The 16,327-nt window shown below is 49.7% G+C and carries 17 protein-coding genes, 2 pseudogenes and 1 other annotated feature; of the genes and pseudogenes, 9 read left to right on the top strand and 10 right to left on the bottom strand.

The window, feature by feature from the left end:
- Positions 1-12 precede the first annotated feature (12 nt).
- Positions 13-339 (top strand): trp operon repressor, encoded by a 327-nt coding sequence (gene trpR, locus ACLD4K_RS07400; RefSeq protein WP_000192003.1) that lies wholly within the window; start codon positions 13-15, stop codon positions 337-339.
- Between the two features lie 101 nt (positions 340-440).
- Here trpR and yjjX read toward each other — a convergent pair whose 3' ends face one another.
- On the bottom strand, positions 441-956 hold the full coding sequence (gene yjjX / locus ACLD4K_RS07395; RefSeq protein WP_000554315.1) for an inosine/xanthosine triphosphatase: 516 nt from the start codon (positions 954-956) through the stop codon (positions 441-443).
- Between the two features lie 48 nt (positions 957-1,004).
- On the opposite strand from yjjX, the gene gpmB reads away from it, so the two are divergent.
- Positions 1,005-1,652: a 2,3-diphosphoglycerate-dependent phosphoglycerate mutase GpmB gene (gene gpmB, locus ACLD4K_RS07390; RefSeq protein ID WP_000942363.1), complete on the top strand. Its 648-nt coding sequence runs from the start codon at positions 1,005-1,007 to the stop codon at positions 1,650-1,652.
- On the opposite strand, the gene robA is transcribed toward gpmB, so the two are convergent.
- Complete coding sequence (gene robA / locus ACLD4K_RS07385; RefSeq protein ID WP_000371679.1) at positions 1,649-2,518, bottom strand: MDR efflux pump AcrAB transcriptional activator RobA; 870 nt, start codon at positions 2,516-2,518, stop codon at positions 1,649-1,651. The genes gpmB and robA overlap by 4 nt on opposite strands.
- Positions 2,519-2,729: 211 nt before the next feature.
- Here robA and creA point away from each other — a divergent pair, with 211 nt between their 5' ends.
- The 3 genes and pseudogenes from creA to ACLD4K_RS07370 all read left to right on the top strand — a co-directional run.
- Complete coding sequence (creA, locus tag ACLD4K_RS07380) at positions 2,730-3,203, top strand: protein CreA (protein WP_183059824.1); 474 nt, start codon at positions 2,730-2,732, stop codon at positions 3,201-3,203.
- A 12-nt stretch (positions 3,204-3,215) separates the two neighbouring features.
- Positions 3,216-3,553 (top strand): annotated as a pseudogene (locus ACLD4K_RS07375) (response regulator); the annotation flags it as partial.
- Positions 3,552-3,851, top strand: a pseudogene (locus ACLD4K_RS07370) (inner membrane CreD family protein); the annotation flags it as partial. The pseudogenes ACLD4K_RS07375 and ACLD4K_RS07370, both read left to right, overlap by 2 nt.
- 57 nt (positions 3,852-3,908) lie before the next feature.
- Here the strand turns inward: ACLD4K_RS07370 and sthE are convergent.
- From sthE to arcA, 8 genes are all read right to left on the bottom strand, one after another.
- Positions 3,909-4,994 (bottom strand): fimbrial major subunit SthE, encoded by a 1,086-nt coding sequence (gene sthE / locus ACLD4K_RS07365; protein WP_411011621.1) that lies wholly within the window; start codon positions 4,992-4,994, stop codon positions 3,909-3,911.
- Positions 4,995-5,034: 40 nt separating this feature from the next.
- Positions 5,035-5,592, bottom strand: coding sequence for a fimbrial protein (locus ACLD4K_RS07360; RefSeq protein WP_001056984.1), 558 nt, complete (start codon positions 5,590-5,592; stop codon positions 5,035-5,037).
- Positions 5,593-5,609: 17 nt separating this feature from the next.
- A complete protein-coding gene (locus ACLD4K_RS07355; protein WP_411011620.1) occupies positions 5,610-8,147 on the bottom strand; it encodes a fimbrial outer membrane usher protein in 2,538 nt (845 codons plus the stop codon).
- 45 nt (positions 8,148-8,192) lie between these two features.
- Complete coding sequence (gene sthA, locus ACLD4K_RS07350; RefSeq protein ID WP_183059822.1) at positions 8,193-8,876, bottom strand: fimbrial biogenesis chaperone SthA; 684 nt, start codon at positions 8,874-8,876, stop codon at positions 8,193-8,195.
- Between the two features lie 70 nt (positions 8,877-8,946).
- Complete coding sequence (locus ACLD4K_RS07345) at positions 8,947-9,492, bottom strand: fimbrial protein (RefSeq protein WP_183059821.1); 546 nt, start codon at positions 9,490-9,492, stop codon at positions 8,947-8,949.
- A 338-nt stretch (positions 9,493-9,830) separates the two neighbouring features.
- Positions 9,831-10,502, bottom strand: coding sequence for a winged helix-turn-helix transcriptional regulator (locus ACLD4K_RS07340; RefSeq protein ID WP_080198011.1), 672 nt, complete (start codon positions 10,500-10,502; stop codon positions 9,831-9,833).
- Positions 10,503-10,884: 382 nt separating this feature from the next.
- Positions 10,885-11,199, bottom strand: coding sequence for a hypothetical protein (locus ACLD4K_RS07335; protein WP_411011619.1), 315 nt, complete (start codon positions 11,197-11,199; stop codon positions 10,885-10,887).
- A gap of 265 nt (positions 11,200-11,464) precedes the next feature.
- Positions 11,465-12,181 carry a two-component system response regulator ArcA gene (gene arcA / locus ACLD4K_RS07330; protein WP_001194359.1) on the bottom strand — a complete coding sequence of 239 codons (717 nt, stop codon included), beginning with the start codon at positions 12,179-12,181 and terminating at the stop codon, positions 11,465-11,467.
- Between the two features lie 95 nt (positions 12,182-12,276).
- On the opposite strand from arcA, the gene yjjY reads away from it, so the two are divergent.
- The 4 genes from yjjY (at position 12,277) to thrA (ending at position 16,327) form a co-directional block, all read left to right on the top strand.
- Complete coding sequence (gene yjjY / locus ACLD4K_RS07325) at positions 12,277-12,417, top strand: protein YjjY (RefSeq protein WP_001541509.1); 141 nt, start codon at positions 12,277-12,279, stop codon at positions 12,415-12,417.
- A 400-nt stretch (positions 12,418-12,817) separates the two neighbouring features.
- Positions 12,818-13,504 (top strand): tRNA/rRNA methyltransferase, encoded by a 687-nt coding sequence (locus ACLD4K_RS07320; RefSeq protein WP_001266769.1) that lies wholly within the window; start codon positions 12,818-12,820, stop codon positions 13,502-13,504.
- 213 nt (positions 13,505-13,717) lie between these two features.
- Positions 13,718-13,783 (top strand): thr operon leader peptide, encoded by a 66-nt coding sequence (gene thrL / locus ACLD4K_RS07315; RefSeq protein WP_001575544.1) that lies wholly within the window; start codon positions 13,718-13,720, stop codon positions 13,781-13,783.
- Positions 13,719-13,839: a sequence feature (Thr leader region), on the top strand. It overlaps the preceding gene by 65 nt.
- A gap of 25 nt (positions 13,840-13,864) precedes the next feature.
- Complete coding sequence (thrA, locus tag ACLD4K_RS07310; protein WP_001264677.1) at positions 13,865-16,327, top strand: bifunctional aspartate kinase/homoserine dehydrogenase I; 2,463 nt, start codon at positions 13,865-13,867, stop codon at positions 16,325-16,327.

The raw sequence follows: 16,327 nt of genomic DNA, 5'->3' as shown, positions 1-16,327 counted from the left end.
CGGCGGTATAACATGACCCAGCATTCCCCTTATTCATCGGCTATCGCCGAACAACGTAATCAGGAGTGGCTTCGTTTTGTGGAGTTACTCCGTCAGGCATATGCAGAGGATCTGCATCTGCCTTTATTACAACTGATGCTTACGCCGGACGAGCGTGAAGCGCTGGGAACGCGCGTGCGCATTATTGAGGAGTTGCTGCGTGGCGAAATGAGCCAGCGCGAGTTGAAAACCGAGCTGGGGGCGGGCATCGCCACCATCACGCGCGGGTCAAACAGCCTGAAATCCGCGCCGGTTGAACTGCGTCATTGGCTTGAGAATGTACTGCTGAAAAACGCCTGATTTGCTCGTAGGCCGGATAAGGCGAAGCGGCCATCCGGCAACATCGCCGCGAAATGCCTGATGGCGCTGTGCTTATCAGGCCTACAACATAGCGCAAATAATTATCGATACACCGCGTTATGAAACGGGCTGAGCGCCAGGATCACCGCCTGGTAGTAAACGCTGGAGCGCGTTAATTTTCCGGCGGTAAATACGCCAATGGCGCCCTCTTTGCGACCAATCTCGTCAATACCTGTGTACTGCGACATCACTGGGCCAAGCGCTTCCCCCTGGCGGACTCTGTCGAGAATGACGGCGGGCAACGGCAGCGTGGCCGATCGCGCTTCACCGCGCTGAACGCCGTTATCAATCACCACCCAACTGAAGGTGGCGTCATCGTCAATTCCAGCTTCAATGGCTACCCAGAAATCAGCTTGTGGATGCAGGCGTCGCGCATTACCCACGCGATTTCGTGCGCCAGCACGCGTTTCCTCGCTTCCGAAGGGCTGCTCCGGTACGCCGCTCTCGACGGCGACGGGCGTAATATGGCACGATCCTTCGCCGAAAATCTCTTCAAATGCCTGTAGAATTGCCTGAATTTTGGCAGGATTGGTGGTCGCAGAGATAACCTGGTGCATAATTAAGCTCAGTTTTAAAAATTTATCGCAGTATAACGGAAAAAAAACATGTTACAGGTATACCTTGTTCGCCACGGTGAAACGCAGTGGAACGCCGAGCGACGTATTCAGGGCCAATCGGACAGTCCCCTGACAGCAAAAGGCGAGCAGCAGGCCATGCAGGTAGGAGAACGCGCCCGCAGTCTCGGCATCACCCATATCATCAGCAGCGATTTAGGCCGCACAAAACGCACGGCGGAGATTATCGCCCAGGCGTGCGGGTGTGATATCACCTTTGACTCCCGCCTGCGCGAGCTGGATATGGGCGTGCTGGAAAAGCGCCAGATCGATTCGCTGACGGAAGAAGAAGAGGGCTGGCGTCGTCAGTTGGTCAACGGCACGCAGGATGGCCGCATTCCCGGCGGGGAATCGATGCAGGAGTTGAGCGATCGCGTTCATGCCGCGCTGGCGTCCTGTCTGGAGCTACCGCAGGGCAGCCGACCTTTATTGGTCAGTCACGGTATCGCGTTGGGCTGTCTGGTCAGTACTATACTGGGACTACCCGCCTGGGCGGAACGCCGGTTACGTTTGCGCAACTGCTCTATTTCCCGCATCGATTACCAGGAAAGTCAGTGGCTGGCGTCTGGGTGGGTGGTAGAAACCGCAGGGGACGTTTCGCATCTGGACGCCCCTGCGTTGGATGAACTACAGCGTTAACGGCGAATCGGGATCAGAAATTCGCAGCGCAGGTTGATAGGGCGATCGCCGGTTTTGGTATCTTCTGACGGGTAGTATCGCTCTATATCCTGTCCTTTACGACGGGTCAGATTCAGCATTGGCATACAGGTGCCGTAAACGGTCAGGATAAAATCCTGCACGCCGGTTCCTAACCCTTCATAGGTGAACATGACGTATTCACCGCCCTGCAACAGCACGGGATGCGCCGACTGAACATAGCCATCGGCCTGCTCTTGCGGCAGTGCGGTGGTATAGAATACTTCCTGCTCATCGTCTTTCTCCATGCTGGGGCGCGTTTCATTAAGCCCATAAAGCACTGGCGGAATGGTTGGCGAATGACCGAGGAAATCATGCCAGAATTGCACGCGCATTTCGTGGCGGAAGTCGGAAATCTGTTCCAGCGAGCAGGAATAGCTCTGCGTGACGCCAAGGAGCGGCGTATCTTCCAGCGTAACGAACTGATGTTCCGGCACGGTAAACTCGCCCAGCCGTAATGGCGGGCGAATGCCAAAGGCGCTCCATTCCGGGGAGCGACGATACAGCGCCGGCGTCTGGGAAAACTGTTTCTTAAAGGCGCGCGTAAAGGTTTGCTGAGAATCGAAGCGGTACTGAAGAGCAATATCCAGAATTGGACGTGCGGTCAAACGCAGCGCCACCGCTGATTTCGATAAACGACGGGCGCGGATGTAAGCGCCAATGGCGTGGCCCGTCACGTCCTTAAACATTCTCTGCAGGTGCCACTTGGAATAGCCTGCTTTTGCCGCCACATTGTCAAGTGACAGCGGCTGATCCAGATGACCTTCCAGCCAGATTAACAGGTCGCGAATTATGCCAGCCTGATCCATAAAATATCCCCATCCTTTCAACAACGAGCACCCGATATCAGGTAAGAGGATAATAGCATTTTTTGTTCTTTTAGCATTCAGTGTTTTTTTTGAGCTTAAGTGCTTTTTTTAGGCAACGTGACACGTAATTATTCTAATCCTGTGATCTATAACCATTTTATTTTAGAATGTCTAATAATTACGCAATGTAACTTTTATGAATGGTAACAATATGAAATACAAGAGCTTAGTACTTTTCTCAATTTTGTTGCTGCTGGGGCAGAGCGCCCGCGCGGAACAAATTGGTTCAGTCGATACGGTATTTAAAATGTTCGGTCCTGACCATAAAATCGTGGTGGAAGCTTTTGATGATCCTGATGTCAAAAATGTGACGTGCTATGTTAGCCGGGCGAAAACGGGCGGCATAAAAGGCGGATTAGGGCTGGCGGAAGATACGTCTGACGCCGCCATCTCTTGCCAGCAGGTCGGGCCTATTGAACTGAGCGACAAAATTAAGAACGGTAAGGTGCAGGGAGAGGTGGTTTTCAAAAAACGCACCTCATTGATATTTAAGTCATTGCAGGTCGTGCGTTTCTATGATGAGAAACGCAACACGCTGGCGTATCTGGCCTACTCCGACAAAGTGGTCGACGGGTCGCCGAAGAACGCCATCAGCGCGGTGCCGGTCATGCCGTGGCGACAATAACAGGGAAAGCGTATGCAGCAACCGCAGGTCTGGTTAGTCGAGGATGAACAGGGAATCGCCGATACGCTATCTACACCCTGCAACTGGAAGGGTTTACCGTTGAGCTATTCGCTCGCGGGCTGCCCGCGCTGGAAAAAGCGCGTCAGCAACGGCCAGATGCGGTGATTCTCGATGTGGGACTACCGGATATCAGCGGCTTTGAGCTGTGTCGGCAGTTGCTGGAACGCCATCCTGCGCTGCCGATTCTTTTCCTGACAGCCCGTAGCGATGAAGTGGATCGATTGCTTGGTCTGGAGATCGGCGCAGATGATTATGTCGCCAAGCCATTCTCGCCGCGCGAAGTGAGCGCCAGCCTGGATCGCCGCAAGCCTGGTGGGCGCGTTGATGAATAGCGTTTATTTGCAGGCGGTGCTGAAAGGATGGCGCAATAGCGTGCTGTTTACGTTAGCGTTATTGGCGCTGGATGGCGTAATGTGGGGATTGCTGCGTTCGGAAGATAGCTCGTTGCTTCTGGGTACCGGCGTTCTGCTACTGGCGCTTGGCGGCGTGATGTTCCTGACGCGCCATCTGGACTGGTATTCGCTCTCTTGTCAGCAACGTAAGTCATTACCGCCAGTAAAAGATGACGAATTACGTTTGTGGAAATAAATCTAACGGGCGCGCGCGTTAACGTTTTCCCGCGCAGCGCCAGAAAATGTGATGCCGTTAGTTATAGGTCAGATTTAATGTTGCCGTGGCATTCGCTTGCCCGGCCGTTACCGTGGCGGCGGTTTTATAGTAGCGCGCGCTAATTTTCAGGGTGGTCGACATATTCATGGTTCCGCCGTTAACCGTCTGGCTGCCATCGGCATTGGTGGTAATCGTGTGAGTAAAGAGATCAATTTTTTGATTGATTGGCAAACTGTCGGTAAAGAAACCGGCGTCCGGCGCCTGAATACCCAACTGTACGCCAACGCCGGTTGCGCTGGTTGGCGCGCTCGCATTGCTCAACTGGATGACTGAATTATCAGGGTTATTTCCGCTGGCCGGTTGGGCGCTTAACGATGCGGAAATAGCGGTGCCTTGTTCGCAGGTCAATAAGATATCCTGCTCGCCTGTGCCCGCGGTTTGACTATTAGTGAAACTGCCTAAATTGACGCTGCCTAAATCAACGGTGATGGCAGGTGTTTCTACCCGACATCCCATCGCTTTCATAATCAATTGCGTATTCCCCAAATACAGATGGGTCAGGATATCGCCGCCGGAGTCTTCCGTTGCGCTATCGCGAAAAGATACGCGCGCCAGTGGGCTTTGGAATGTCGCGGTACCGGAGGTGATCGGACCGCCTAAGGCGACCAGTTCAACATTGTAGGCGGGAGCCATCGCATGGTGTGTTTTATTGCCATCGCCATTATGGTAGGTATTATCGATTGGCATGACATTATCGTAAGGGCCAGCATTCGTTTGGGTTTTAATCGCAATGCCCACGCCGGAAATCCCGGTGCTAAATACCGGCGTGTTGTTCCCGTCATTCGCATTGATTGTCGCTGATGTATTTGACTGCGCGCTACCGGGTTCATATAAAAAACCGACCTTATAATCGCGACTACAGCCATCCATTGTGACTTCGGAGGTGGAAACCCAGCCCGATTGCCACAACACTTCGCCTGCGGTATAGGCGTGGCTATCCACCACAAGCTGCGACGGCGGGGTGATAGTGATCGCGCCTTCATTTCCGGAACGTTTACAGGAGGCGTAACTATGACCGGAACACGCGAACAGCAGAATAAGCGCCAGATATAACCTTCTCATGAAAAATTCCTGCTTTTATACCAGGTGAAATAGAAAGATGTTATTGCCATGCGATAGTGATCGTCACAACGGACGTGAAATCCCCTGCCGTGACTTTTCCATACGGGGTATACATCCTTGCGGCGACAGGCAAATTGGCTTCATGGGTATTACTGTTGATATCCACCGTGTAAGTGACGTTGTTGGCCAGATTGACCAGACTTTTGCCGTCCAGGTTAAAAAGCTGTAATCCTAAATCCTGCGCCGGATTGGCCGCGCTGTTTGCGTAAATCGCAGAAGCATAATTTGGATCGGGATAAGGTACGCCATTAAATGAAATCGCGGCTTTTGTGGTCGTTGCCGGGCAATTCGTCATTTTTATGGTGAAAGGAATGGTGGCGGTATTGCCACCGGCCACAGCGATATCCGCCCGGGCATATTGTCCAAGAGAGAGCGTGTCGGGGACCGTCACGGTACACGGATCGGCATAAATTAATCCCGTAACGTTAATGTCTACGGCATCTGCGGTATTGTATGCCGCGCTGATCGAGGGCGACCATAATGCCAGACCCGTGAACGTTAACAGGGCGGCTAATGCAGCAAATCTGTTCATATTCATCTTTTATCCCACCAGAATCACTGGCATTGCTCGTGTAAGATTTCTACGCCAGAAGCGGAGGGGGAGCTCGGTATACGATAAGAGACCTGACACTGGTCTGCTGCTGTTGGCCCCCACTTCACTAATAACCGCCCTTGTTTTTCCAGTCCGGTTAACCAGGCTTGTCCCGCATCACCAACAAAACTGCTGTGATTGTCTGGTTTTGTTAAAGACGAGACGGTCGCGCCAAAAGGAACAGGCAAATTGTTTATGCGGGTTAATACCATCAATGCCTTGTAACCAATATTGGTTTTATATTCGGCCCTGACCACCGCGCCACGGGTAGGCACCAGCGTTTTACTGGTATCAATGAGCTCAATATTTTTTCTAATGCCTGTCGTATCTAAAGTTACTTCATTACGATGATAAGGCGAAGCATAAGGCACGACGGCATAACCCCGAAAATCGGTGTCCACGCCCGTTTCGTTATTCACGGGGACACCCGCTGCGCCAGGGGCTTTAACCAATATGATGGTGTCGTCCATAGGTTGTGATAATGTCAGGCCATTTCGATGTAGCAGTACGCCGCCCTGAACGCCATAATTCAGGCGACGCATATGATTATCGTAGCTATACCCGCCGTTAATATCCGCATACGTCCCGTTATAGGTTGCGCTCACATTACCGCTGGTGGCTTTCTCTTGAGAGGAATAACCTTCCTGAACGCTCCATGAGAGATTTTTCTGTGCCAGCGCTGTTCCGTTTAAACCGACAGTATGCGTGGTATCGCCGTCTTTCGCGGAATTCATATTGTAGGTGGCATACGTTGACGGCATAAAGGCATCTAACGGAATACTAATATTGATGGAAATTTGCTGGTCATTACTGTCTTCCGTATCGTCGTCTTCATCCTGAGAATTATCGGCGTTCAGCGTATAAGAATAGTTAATGCCATAGCTTACGTTATGCCATGTGTTGTTATAGCCAATACCTAATGATGTGGTATGAGTGTCATTCCAGTAATCTTCATTATATAAAGTGAGTGAAATGGAACCGTAGATAATGTCTTGCGATAACGACAGGTCGGTGCGATTGCGAACATGATCATAGTGACTATTATCGCTATAGGTATCCAGCACATCCTCAAGAGCGTAGTAATCTTTGGTCGAATAACGGTAGCCGGCGACAGTGAAATTGGTGCCTGTTGACTGAATATCTTTGCTGTAACGAATACGCCAGGATTGTCCGGTAAGCGTATCGCTAACCACATCGCCTGCTTTAATTTTTGACCATGAGTTGGTGACGTCTAAAGACAATGCGCCCAGATCGCCAAGGTTTAAACCTGTCCCGATGAGCGCCGCATGATAAATATCATTGCTCAGCGTACTCTCTATTCCGCCATAGGCGGTTATGCCGCCTGCTAATCCGTATAAGGCCGTCAGTTCTGCGAAATTTTGTTGTGCGGAATGCGTATCTGATGAACGCGTGCGGCCTACCGTCAGGTCGTATTTCAGGTGGCCTTCACGCTGTAAGACCGGAACGCTGGCGTAGGGCACAATGAAATGCTGTTCAGAACCATCGGATTCTTTGATGGTGACGTACAGGTCGCCCGAACCGCCGGTTGGATAAAGATCATTAATGGCGAATGGACCCGCCGGAACGTTAGTTTTGTAGATGGTATAACCGTTTTGCTCAACGGTCACCTGCGCGCTGCTTTTGGCCACCCCGCGAATGACCGGGGCGAACCCTTTCATACTGTCCGGCAACATATCGTCATCAGAAGAGATCTGTACGCCCTTAAATGAAATACTGTCAAAGACGTCCGCGGGCGTGTTATTTTCCCCGGCGATCAGCTGTCCTTTTAAAAATTCGATATCGCGAGAAACATAGGTGTAGGCAGAATCCCAGCTATTTTGCCCATCGCTATCATGATTCCAGGTTGAGTAGTTACGAAAACGCCATGCGCCAATGTTAATACCTGGGCGCAGGTTAGCGTATTCGCTATTTTCCGTCCGGTTTTCATCAATATCGTGATCCTGCGATCCGGTAAAACTGTAGTTCAGCAAAAAAGCATTAATGCCTTCATCCCATTCGCTGGTAGGGACGAATTCTCGCGGGTCGGCGATCAACGCGATTTGAGGGATCGCTAAATCCAGCCGGTTACCGATGACATTGAACTTTGCTACAGCGCCAGCCAGCAGACTAAGATCGGTACACCCGTTTGGGTCATTTTTAAGCTCGGGGAAGTTTTCTGTTTTTACGCCCCACTGCTTGAGTTGTTCAACGCTAAGACACGGCTGTAGGGAGAGCTTATTATCTGCTGATTTTTTATTTTTAAAGGCAATATTTTTTGTTTCAACACTGGTGTTATTAATATAAATATCAACGTTATAGGTGCCTTCTGCCTGCCCCCCCTTTTCGAAAACCGATAGATCGACATTCTCCACGCCCGGTTCATCATTTTCCAACGATAATGGATTAAAATGATCGTGCGCTAACGCTGGCTTTATGGAACAGCATATAAAGAGAAACGATAACGCTAATTGAGAACGGGGCTCTACTCTGGAGAATTGCACAGTAAAAGTCCTGAAAGGGTAAAAGTAAAGTGAAGTCGTTAATGGCTAGAATGAACCGGAATGCGGCTCTAAACTCATCCCATAATCGCTGATTAATCGCCACGTTACCGTGCCATGAGGGGCGGCAGTAGAACTCAATTTAAATGACGCTGATGATTTTGGCGGAACGAAGGTCGCTGATTTTACTTCATGGCTGTTAAGCATCACACTGGCAAAGTTCATATAATAGGGGGTGGGGTTATTTACGGTAATAACATCACCTGCCGTCTGCCATTTTAATTGTTGGCTCTGGCTATCAGGCGTCGATTTTGTTAATGCTGGTGGTCGATAAATAAGCTTTATTTGGGTATTAATGGAGATTTCCACGCGGTTCGCGGAGGCATTATCATCAATAGAAGGAATACCCTTAATATTGAGCCAGTACATAGACTCCCGATCTGCAGGTAGGGGGGCGCCAGAGCGAATAACCCGAATGCTGTTCTTTTGCCCGGCATCAAGGCGAAAAAGAGGCGGGGTGATAATAAACGCCTGCTTATTTGTGACCTGGGGATCGGCAACCGATAACCATGACTGAACAAGATTCGCTTTACTGTCTTTATTCTCTACATTGATTGACGACTCATCATTATTGCCGTCGAAAACCAGTCGGGTTCCGCCAACAACAATGCTGGCATGGGCAACATGGCTTGTCAGTAATACGACCAACACGGATTTCTTTATGTGTTTCATTTTTTACTCTGTACAGATGTTTTACACTATGGACTGGCGTCCTGCCTGTCCACATCAGGATGAGAATGCCTTACTGATACGAAACGGTATACGTAACCTGAGTGCTAACATCTCCACCGGTTACGGTTGCGGAACCATCGTTTGCCATGGCGGCGTAATAGGTAAAGTTTGCATTCGAGCCGTCGGTTGGCAGGTTCACTGCGGCATCATCCGCGTTATTTGTCACATCGCTATGCGAAGCGTTCTGAATAGAAATACCGACACCCGCGGCGCCCGTTTCCGATCCTTCGTCCGCGTTTTTGAAGTACGTTGGGTTGGAATCATCTGTTGCGCCGTGGAAGCGGAACATGGCCTGGGTTGGTACGCCGGTCCCTGCTTCCGGGCAGCTAACCAGGCTTACGGTAAACGGCACGTAATCGGTGGTGGCGCCTTTTTCCGCGATGCGTTCTTTGCTGTAATTACCCAAATCAATGGTGGTATCCGTGGAGCCATTAACCTGAACCGTACACGCCTGATCGTAAATTTTGCCATTGAACGTAATCGTGTTCTGGGCAAATACCGGTGTGGATGCTACGGCAGTTAACATTGCCAGGATGATAATTTTCTTATTAAACATATTAATTGTTGCCTGATTCTATTTGCTGGAAAATAAAGATAGCCATATAAAATAATATATTATATTTTACTCTGTATGCGCTTCTTTCTGTTCTGTAGATAAGCAGGCGGCTATTCTACGTATAACAACTATGAACTCAATAGAAATTCTGATGCAATATTGAACGGCAGTCCAGTTTCGGACCCGGTAACAAAGTTTAATAAAATACTACTAAAGAAGTACGATTGATGACTGGATTTATAGAACAAGATCTTTTTTTTGATAATGGTTATTATTTCTGGGGGAATTTATTTAACTCTACATGGCTTTATTTCTAATAATATACGACGCTTGTCTGTTTAAAATGAAACCGGCAGGTTTCGAAGCTCTAACAGTCTTCCATGCAGTATTTTTATATAGTCCCCCGCTTTTAGTTCTGAAAGTACCTGCATGATACGGCTGCGTGAAAGCCCGGTTCTCTGCTGTATGAAGTTCTGTGCGTTGATCTCAAATCGTGAGCTTTCAGGATACGACCACAGTTCAAGTAACAGCGCTTTTATCTGGCTATAGGCGTCCTGCCCGATAAGGTTTCTGTCACGGTTAGTCATGAAGGCAATGCGATACATCAGGATGTTCGAAATGTCACGCCAGAGATGCTTTTCATCGGCTATTTTCACAAAATCTTTTACTGGGACAGGATAATATTCACAGGTGGTTTCGGCGATAAAAAAGACGTCTGAATTCTCTTCTAACTGGTATAAGTCAGCATAGGCATCTACAAGGCCTAAAATCATTGGTGAGACACCGCTGCCCATTACAATGCTGTCGATACGCCGACATACTTTAATAGCGCCTTTAGTGATTAACAGGATGTGGGATTGATTATCAATCTTGATATCCAGTGTTTTACCGGCCGTAATAGTGACAGGGGAAATGTCTTGAATAACGTGCCGATGAATATTTAAAATAGCTTCCAGGTTTTTTTCTTTCCCTGTGGGACGATACGCATTCCCGCCGTTTAATTGCTTCATATCTTCCCCATTATATGAATGATAAAGTGGTTGACTATTAAAAGGTAAACATAAATTTAATATTCACTAAAATTATAATTAAGTAGATTAAAATAGCCAACAAGAATATTTAAGTCAATGCATTCACCTTATCAATGTATGAGCGACAACGCTGTTTTTAAGGTTAACCATAGTAAATATGATGATTTTATTTGCAATCATTTTATGACAGCTATCATAGGTACAGTGCTTAACAAGCGCGTATAGCGTACAGGATAGCGAAGCGATGAACATCGCTGTTGGAGGATACGAATGAGAGAAAAGTACAAAATGCAGGCGGGCGGCGCTTTACTGAGCGAAATCGTCGCCTGCCGAAATTCCTCCCGGCGGGAGCCATAAGCGGTTAGCGGTACTGGACGATCAAACTTTGAATCTCCGGATGATCTTTTAACGACATGTACTGTACCGTGGCGATTCCATTCATCAACGAAATAGCGTTTCCAGACGGTGTGGCGACTGTCTGCAAATGGGGGATATTATTCCGCAAACATGATACCTCGATGTTGCGATCGTGAGGCGCAAGATTACAACCATATTCGACAATCTGGCCTTTGAAATGAATAACGCCTGCGGAGACCGGCGCGGTAGCAGCCAGCGCGGCTGATGAAGCTGACATCGCTGCACAAAACAGGTAGCAGCATAATGGTGATTTTTTCATCCTGTGAAACCTCACGTCCTGTGAGCATCCCCTTATTTTTTGGGGACCAACAAATCCCGTGTATTACTCTTTAATGTAAATACACAAACTACCTTAACTTTCGCAAGCTGAGATAAACAGCGCTATACGACAATTTTTATGTAAAAGAGTACGTCATAACGGCAGGTCAGGAGGGAAAGCGAGGCCGCTTAGCGGAGGGGGGCATAAGAAACAGCCAGTAAGAATAACTTACCGACTGTTTTTACGGTTTGGCGCCTGGGCCGAATTAATCCTGCAGGTCGCCGCAGAAGCGATAACCTTCGCCGTGAATGGTGGCGATGATTTCCGGCGTATCCGGCGTGGATTCGAAATGCTTACGAATACGACGAATGGTAACGTCAACAGTACGGTCATGCGGCTTCAGCTCGCGGCCGGTCATTTTCTTCAACAGCTCTGCGCGTGACTGAATTTTGCCAGGGTTTTCGCAGAAGTGAAGCATCGCGCGGAACTCGCTGCGCGGTAGTTTATACTGCTCGCCGTCCGGGCCGATCAGTGAACGACTGTTGATATCCAGTTCCCAACCGTTGAACTTGTAGCTTTCAACGCTACGACGCTCTTCGCTGACGGTACCCAGGTTCATGGTACGGGACAGCAGGTTGCGGGCACGGATGGTCAATTCACGTGGGTTAAACGGTTTGGTGATGTAATCATCCGCGCCGATTTCGAGGCCGAGAATTTTGTCGACTTCGTTATCGCGGCCCGTCAGGAACATCAGCGCAACGTTAGCCTGTTCACGCAGTTCACGCGCTAACAGGAGACCGTTTTTCCCTGGCAGATTGATATCCATGATCACCAGGTTGATGTCATATTCAGAGAGGATCTGATGCATTTCCGCGCCATCTGTCGCTTCGAATACATCATAGCCTTCCGCTTCGAAAATACTTTTCAACGTGTTGCGTGTTACCAACTCGTCTTCAACGATAAGAATGTGCGGGGTCTGCATGTTTGCTACCTAAATTGCCAACTAAATCGAAACAGGAAGTACAAAAGTCCCTGACCTGCCTGATGCATGTCGCAAATTAACATGATCGGCGTAACATGACTAAAGTACGTAATTGCGTTCTTGATGCACTTTCCATCAACGTCAACAACATCATTAGCTTGGTCGTGGGTACTTTCCCTCTGGACCCGACAGTGTCAAAAACGGCTGTCATCCTAACCATTTTAACAGCAACATAACAGGCTAAGACGTACCGGACACCTAATAAAACTACGCTTCGTTGACATATATCAAGTTCAATTGTAGCACGTTAACAGTTTGATGAAATCATCGTAGCTAAATGCTAGCTTTCATCACAAATTTGCAATATTCCAACTAGTTACGTAAGCCAACTAATAAATGCGATGAATCCAAAGAGCAGGATCTATTTTAAATTAAATTATCCTAAATAAACAGCAGGATAACGATGTTCTGTTAACATAAACAGCAATAGTACAGATACGCAATAGTGTAGCGTCTTTTACGAAATCAAAAATGCTTTTTCAGTGATATCCGTTAAAATTTTGTAAATTTGCGAAGCGTAATATGCTTACAAACGCCAGCTAATTTCCTGTAAATTAGTCAAAAAAGAGTAATGAAATGCGTGTAACAATCGTTCTTGTCGCTCCCGCCAGAGCGGAAAATATCGGCGCAGCCGCCCGGGCTATGAAGACCATGGGATTTACTGACCTGCGTATTGTCGACAGCCAGGCACACCTGGAGCCCGCCACCCGTTGGGTCGCACATGGATCTGGAGATATTATTGATAATATTGAGGTTTTCCACACCCTTGCCGACGCACTCCACGATGTTGATTTTACCGTAGCGACGACAGCCCGCAGCCGGGCAAAATTTCATTACTACGCTTCGCCCGCTGAACTGGTTCCCTTATTACAGGAAAAATCACGCTGGATGCGTCATGCCGCGCTGGTTTTTGGCCGTGAGGATTCCGGTCTGACCAATGACGAGCTGGCGCTGGCGGATGTATTGACCGGCGTGCCGATGGCGGCGGATTACCCTTCGCTCAATCTGGGTCAGGCGGTCATGGTGTATTGCTATCAATTAGCAGGTTTAATGCAACAGACCACAGAATCCGTTGATATTGCTGATGAATCGCAGTTACAGGCGTTACGCGCGCGCCTTTTACGCCTGCTAACGACTCTGGAGGCGGCCGATGACCACAAATTAACCGACTGGCTACAACAGCGAATCGGCCTGCTGGGACAGCGAGATACGGTAATGTTGCACCGTTTGGTCCACGATATTGAAAAAAAACTAACAAAATAACGTGCTGTAATTTTTAAAATAATAAGAGATTACGTCTGGTTGCAAGAGACCGTGACAGGGGGAATTGGTCGAAAATAAATATATCGCCAGCAGCACATGAACAAGTTTCGGAATGTGATCAATTTAAAAATTTATTGACTTAGGCGGGCAGATACTTTAACCAATATAGGAATACAAGACAGACAAATAAAAATGACAGAGTACACAACATCCATGAACCGCATCAGCACCACCACCATTACCACCATCACCATTACCACAGGTAACGGTGCGGGCTGACGCGTACAGGAAACACAGAAAAAAGCCCGCACCTGAACAGTGCGGGCTTTTTTTTCGACCAGAGATCACGAGGTAACAACCATGCGAGTGTTGAAGTTCGGCGGTACATCAGTGGCAAATGCAGAACGTTTTCTGCGAGTTGCCGATATTCTGGAAAGCAATGCCAGGCAAGGGCAGGTAGCGACCGTACTTTCCGCCCCCGCGAAAATTACCAACCATCTGGTGGCGATGATTGAAAAAACTATCGGCGGTCAGGATGCTTTGCCGAATATCAGCGATGCCGAACGTATTTTTTCTGACCTGCTCGCAGGACTTGCCAGCGCGCAGCCGGGATTCCCGCTTGCACGGTTGAAAATGGTTGTCGAACAAGAATTCGCTCAGATCAAACATGTTTTGCATGGTATCAGCCTGCTGGGTCAGTGCCCGGACAGCATCAACGCCGCGCTGATTTGCCGTGGCGAAAAAATGTCGATCGCGATTATGGCGGGCCTCCTGGAGGCGCGTGGACATCGCGTCACGGTGATCGATCCGGTAGAAAAATTGCTGGCGGTGGGCCATTACCTTGAATCTACCGTCGATATCGCGGAATCGACTCGCCGTATCGCCGCCAGCCAGATCCCGGCCGATCACATGATCCTGATGGCGGGTTTTACCGCCGGTAATGAAAAGGGTGAACTGGTGGTACTGGGCCGTAATGGTTCCGACTATTCCGCCGCCGTGCTGGCCGCCTGTTTACGCGCTGACTGCTGTGAAATCTGGACTGACGTCGATGGCGTGTATACCTGTGACCCGCGTCAGGTGCCGGACGCCAGGCTGCTGAAATCGATGTCCTACCAGGAAGCGATGGAACTCTCTTACTTCGGCGCCAAAGTCCTTCACCCTCGCACCATTACGCCTATCGCCCAGTTCCAGATCCCCTGTCTGATTAAAAATACCGGCAATCCACAGGCGCCAGGAACGCTGATCGGCGCATCCAGCGACGATGATAATCTGCCAGTTAAAGGGATCTCTAACCTTAACAACATGGCGATGTTTAGCGTCTCCGGCCCGGGAATGAAAGGGATGATTGGGATGGCGGCGCGTGTTTTCGCCGCCATGTCTCGCGCCGGGATCTCGGTGGTGCTCATTACCCAGTCCTCCTCTGAGTACAGCATCAGCTTCTGTGTGCCGCAGAGTGACTGCGCGCGTGCCCGGCGTGCGATGCAGGATGAGTTCTATCTGGAGCTGAAAGAGGGGCTGCTGGAGCCGCTGGCGGTTACTGAGCGGTTGGCGATTATCTCTGTTGTCGGCGACGGTATGCGCACGCTACGCGGCATTTCAGCGAAATTCTTCGCCGCGCTGGCGCGGGCCAATATCAATATCGTGGCGATCGCTCAGGGATCTTCTGAGCGTTCCATTTCTGTGGTGGTGAATAACGACGATGCCACCACCGGCGTGCGGGTAACGCACCAGATGCTGTTCAATACCGATCAGGTGATTGAAGTGTTTGTCATTGGCGTCGGCGGCGTCGGCGGCGCGCTACTGGAACAGCTTAAACGTCAACAAACCTGGCTGAAAAACAAGCACATCGATCTACGCGTGTGCGGCGTGGCGAACTCGAAGGCGTTGCTAACCAATGTGCATGGCCTGAATCTGGATAACTGGCAGGCGGAGCTGGCGCAAGCGAACGCGCCGTTCAATCTGGGACGCTTAATTCGCCTGGTGAAAGAATATCATCTACTCAATCCGGTGATTGTTGATTGTACCTCCAGTCAGGCGGTGGCCGACCAGTATGCCGACTTCCTGCGTGAAGGATTCCATGTGGTGACGCCAAACAAGAAAGCGAACACCTCGTCGATGGACTACTACCATCAGCTACGTTTTGCCGCCGCGCAATCACGGCGCAAATTCTTGTATGACACTAACGTCGGCGCCGGTTTGCCAGTAATCGAAAACCTGCAAAACCTGCTGAATGCGGGTGATGAACTGCAAAAATTTTCCGGCATTCTTTCCGGGTCGCTCTCTTTTATTTTCGGTAAACTGGAAGAGGGGATGAGTCTCTCACAGGCGACCGCTCTGGCGCGCGAGATGGGCTATACCGAACCGGATCCGCGCGACGATCTTTCCGGTATGGATGTGGCGCGGAAACTGTTGATCCTCGCCCGCGAGACGGGCCGCGAGCTGGAGCTTTCCGATATCGTGATTGAACCGGTGTTGCCGGACGAGTTTGACGCCTCCGGCGATGTGACCGCCTTTATGGCGCATCTGCCGCAGCTTGACGACGCGTTTGCCGCCCGTGTGGCGAAAGCTCGTGATGAAGGTAAGGTATTGCGCTATGTGGGCAATATCGAAGAGGATGGCGTGTGCCGCGTGAAGATTGCCGAAGTTGATGGTAACGATCCGCTCTTCAAAGTGAAAAACGGTGAAAACGCGCTGGCGTTCTACAGCCACTATTATCAGCCCTTGCCGTTGGTGCTGCGCGGCTACGGCGCAGGCAATGATGTGACGGCGGCGGGCGTGTTTGCCGATCTGTTACGGACCCTCTCATGGAAGTTAGGAGTTTAA

Origin of the sequence: Salmonella sp. 741265055_HSA, assembly GCF_046569525.1 — a bacterium.
Taxonomy (GTDB): Bacteria; Pseudomonadota; Gammaproteobacteria; order Enterobacterales; family Enterobacteriaceae; genus Salmonella; species Salmonella enterica.
This window is presented reverse-complemented; position numbering and strand designations above follow the sequence as displayed.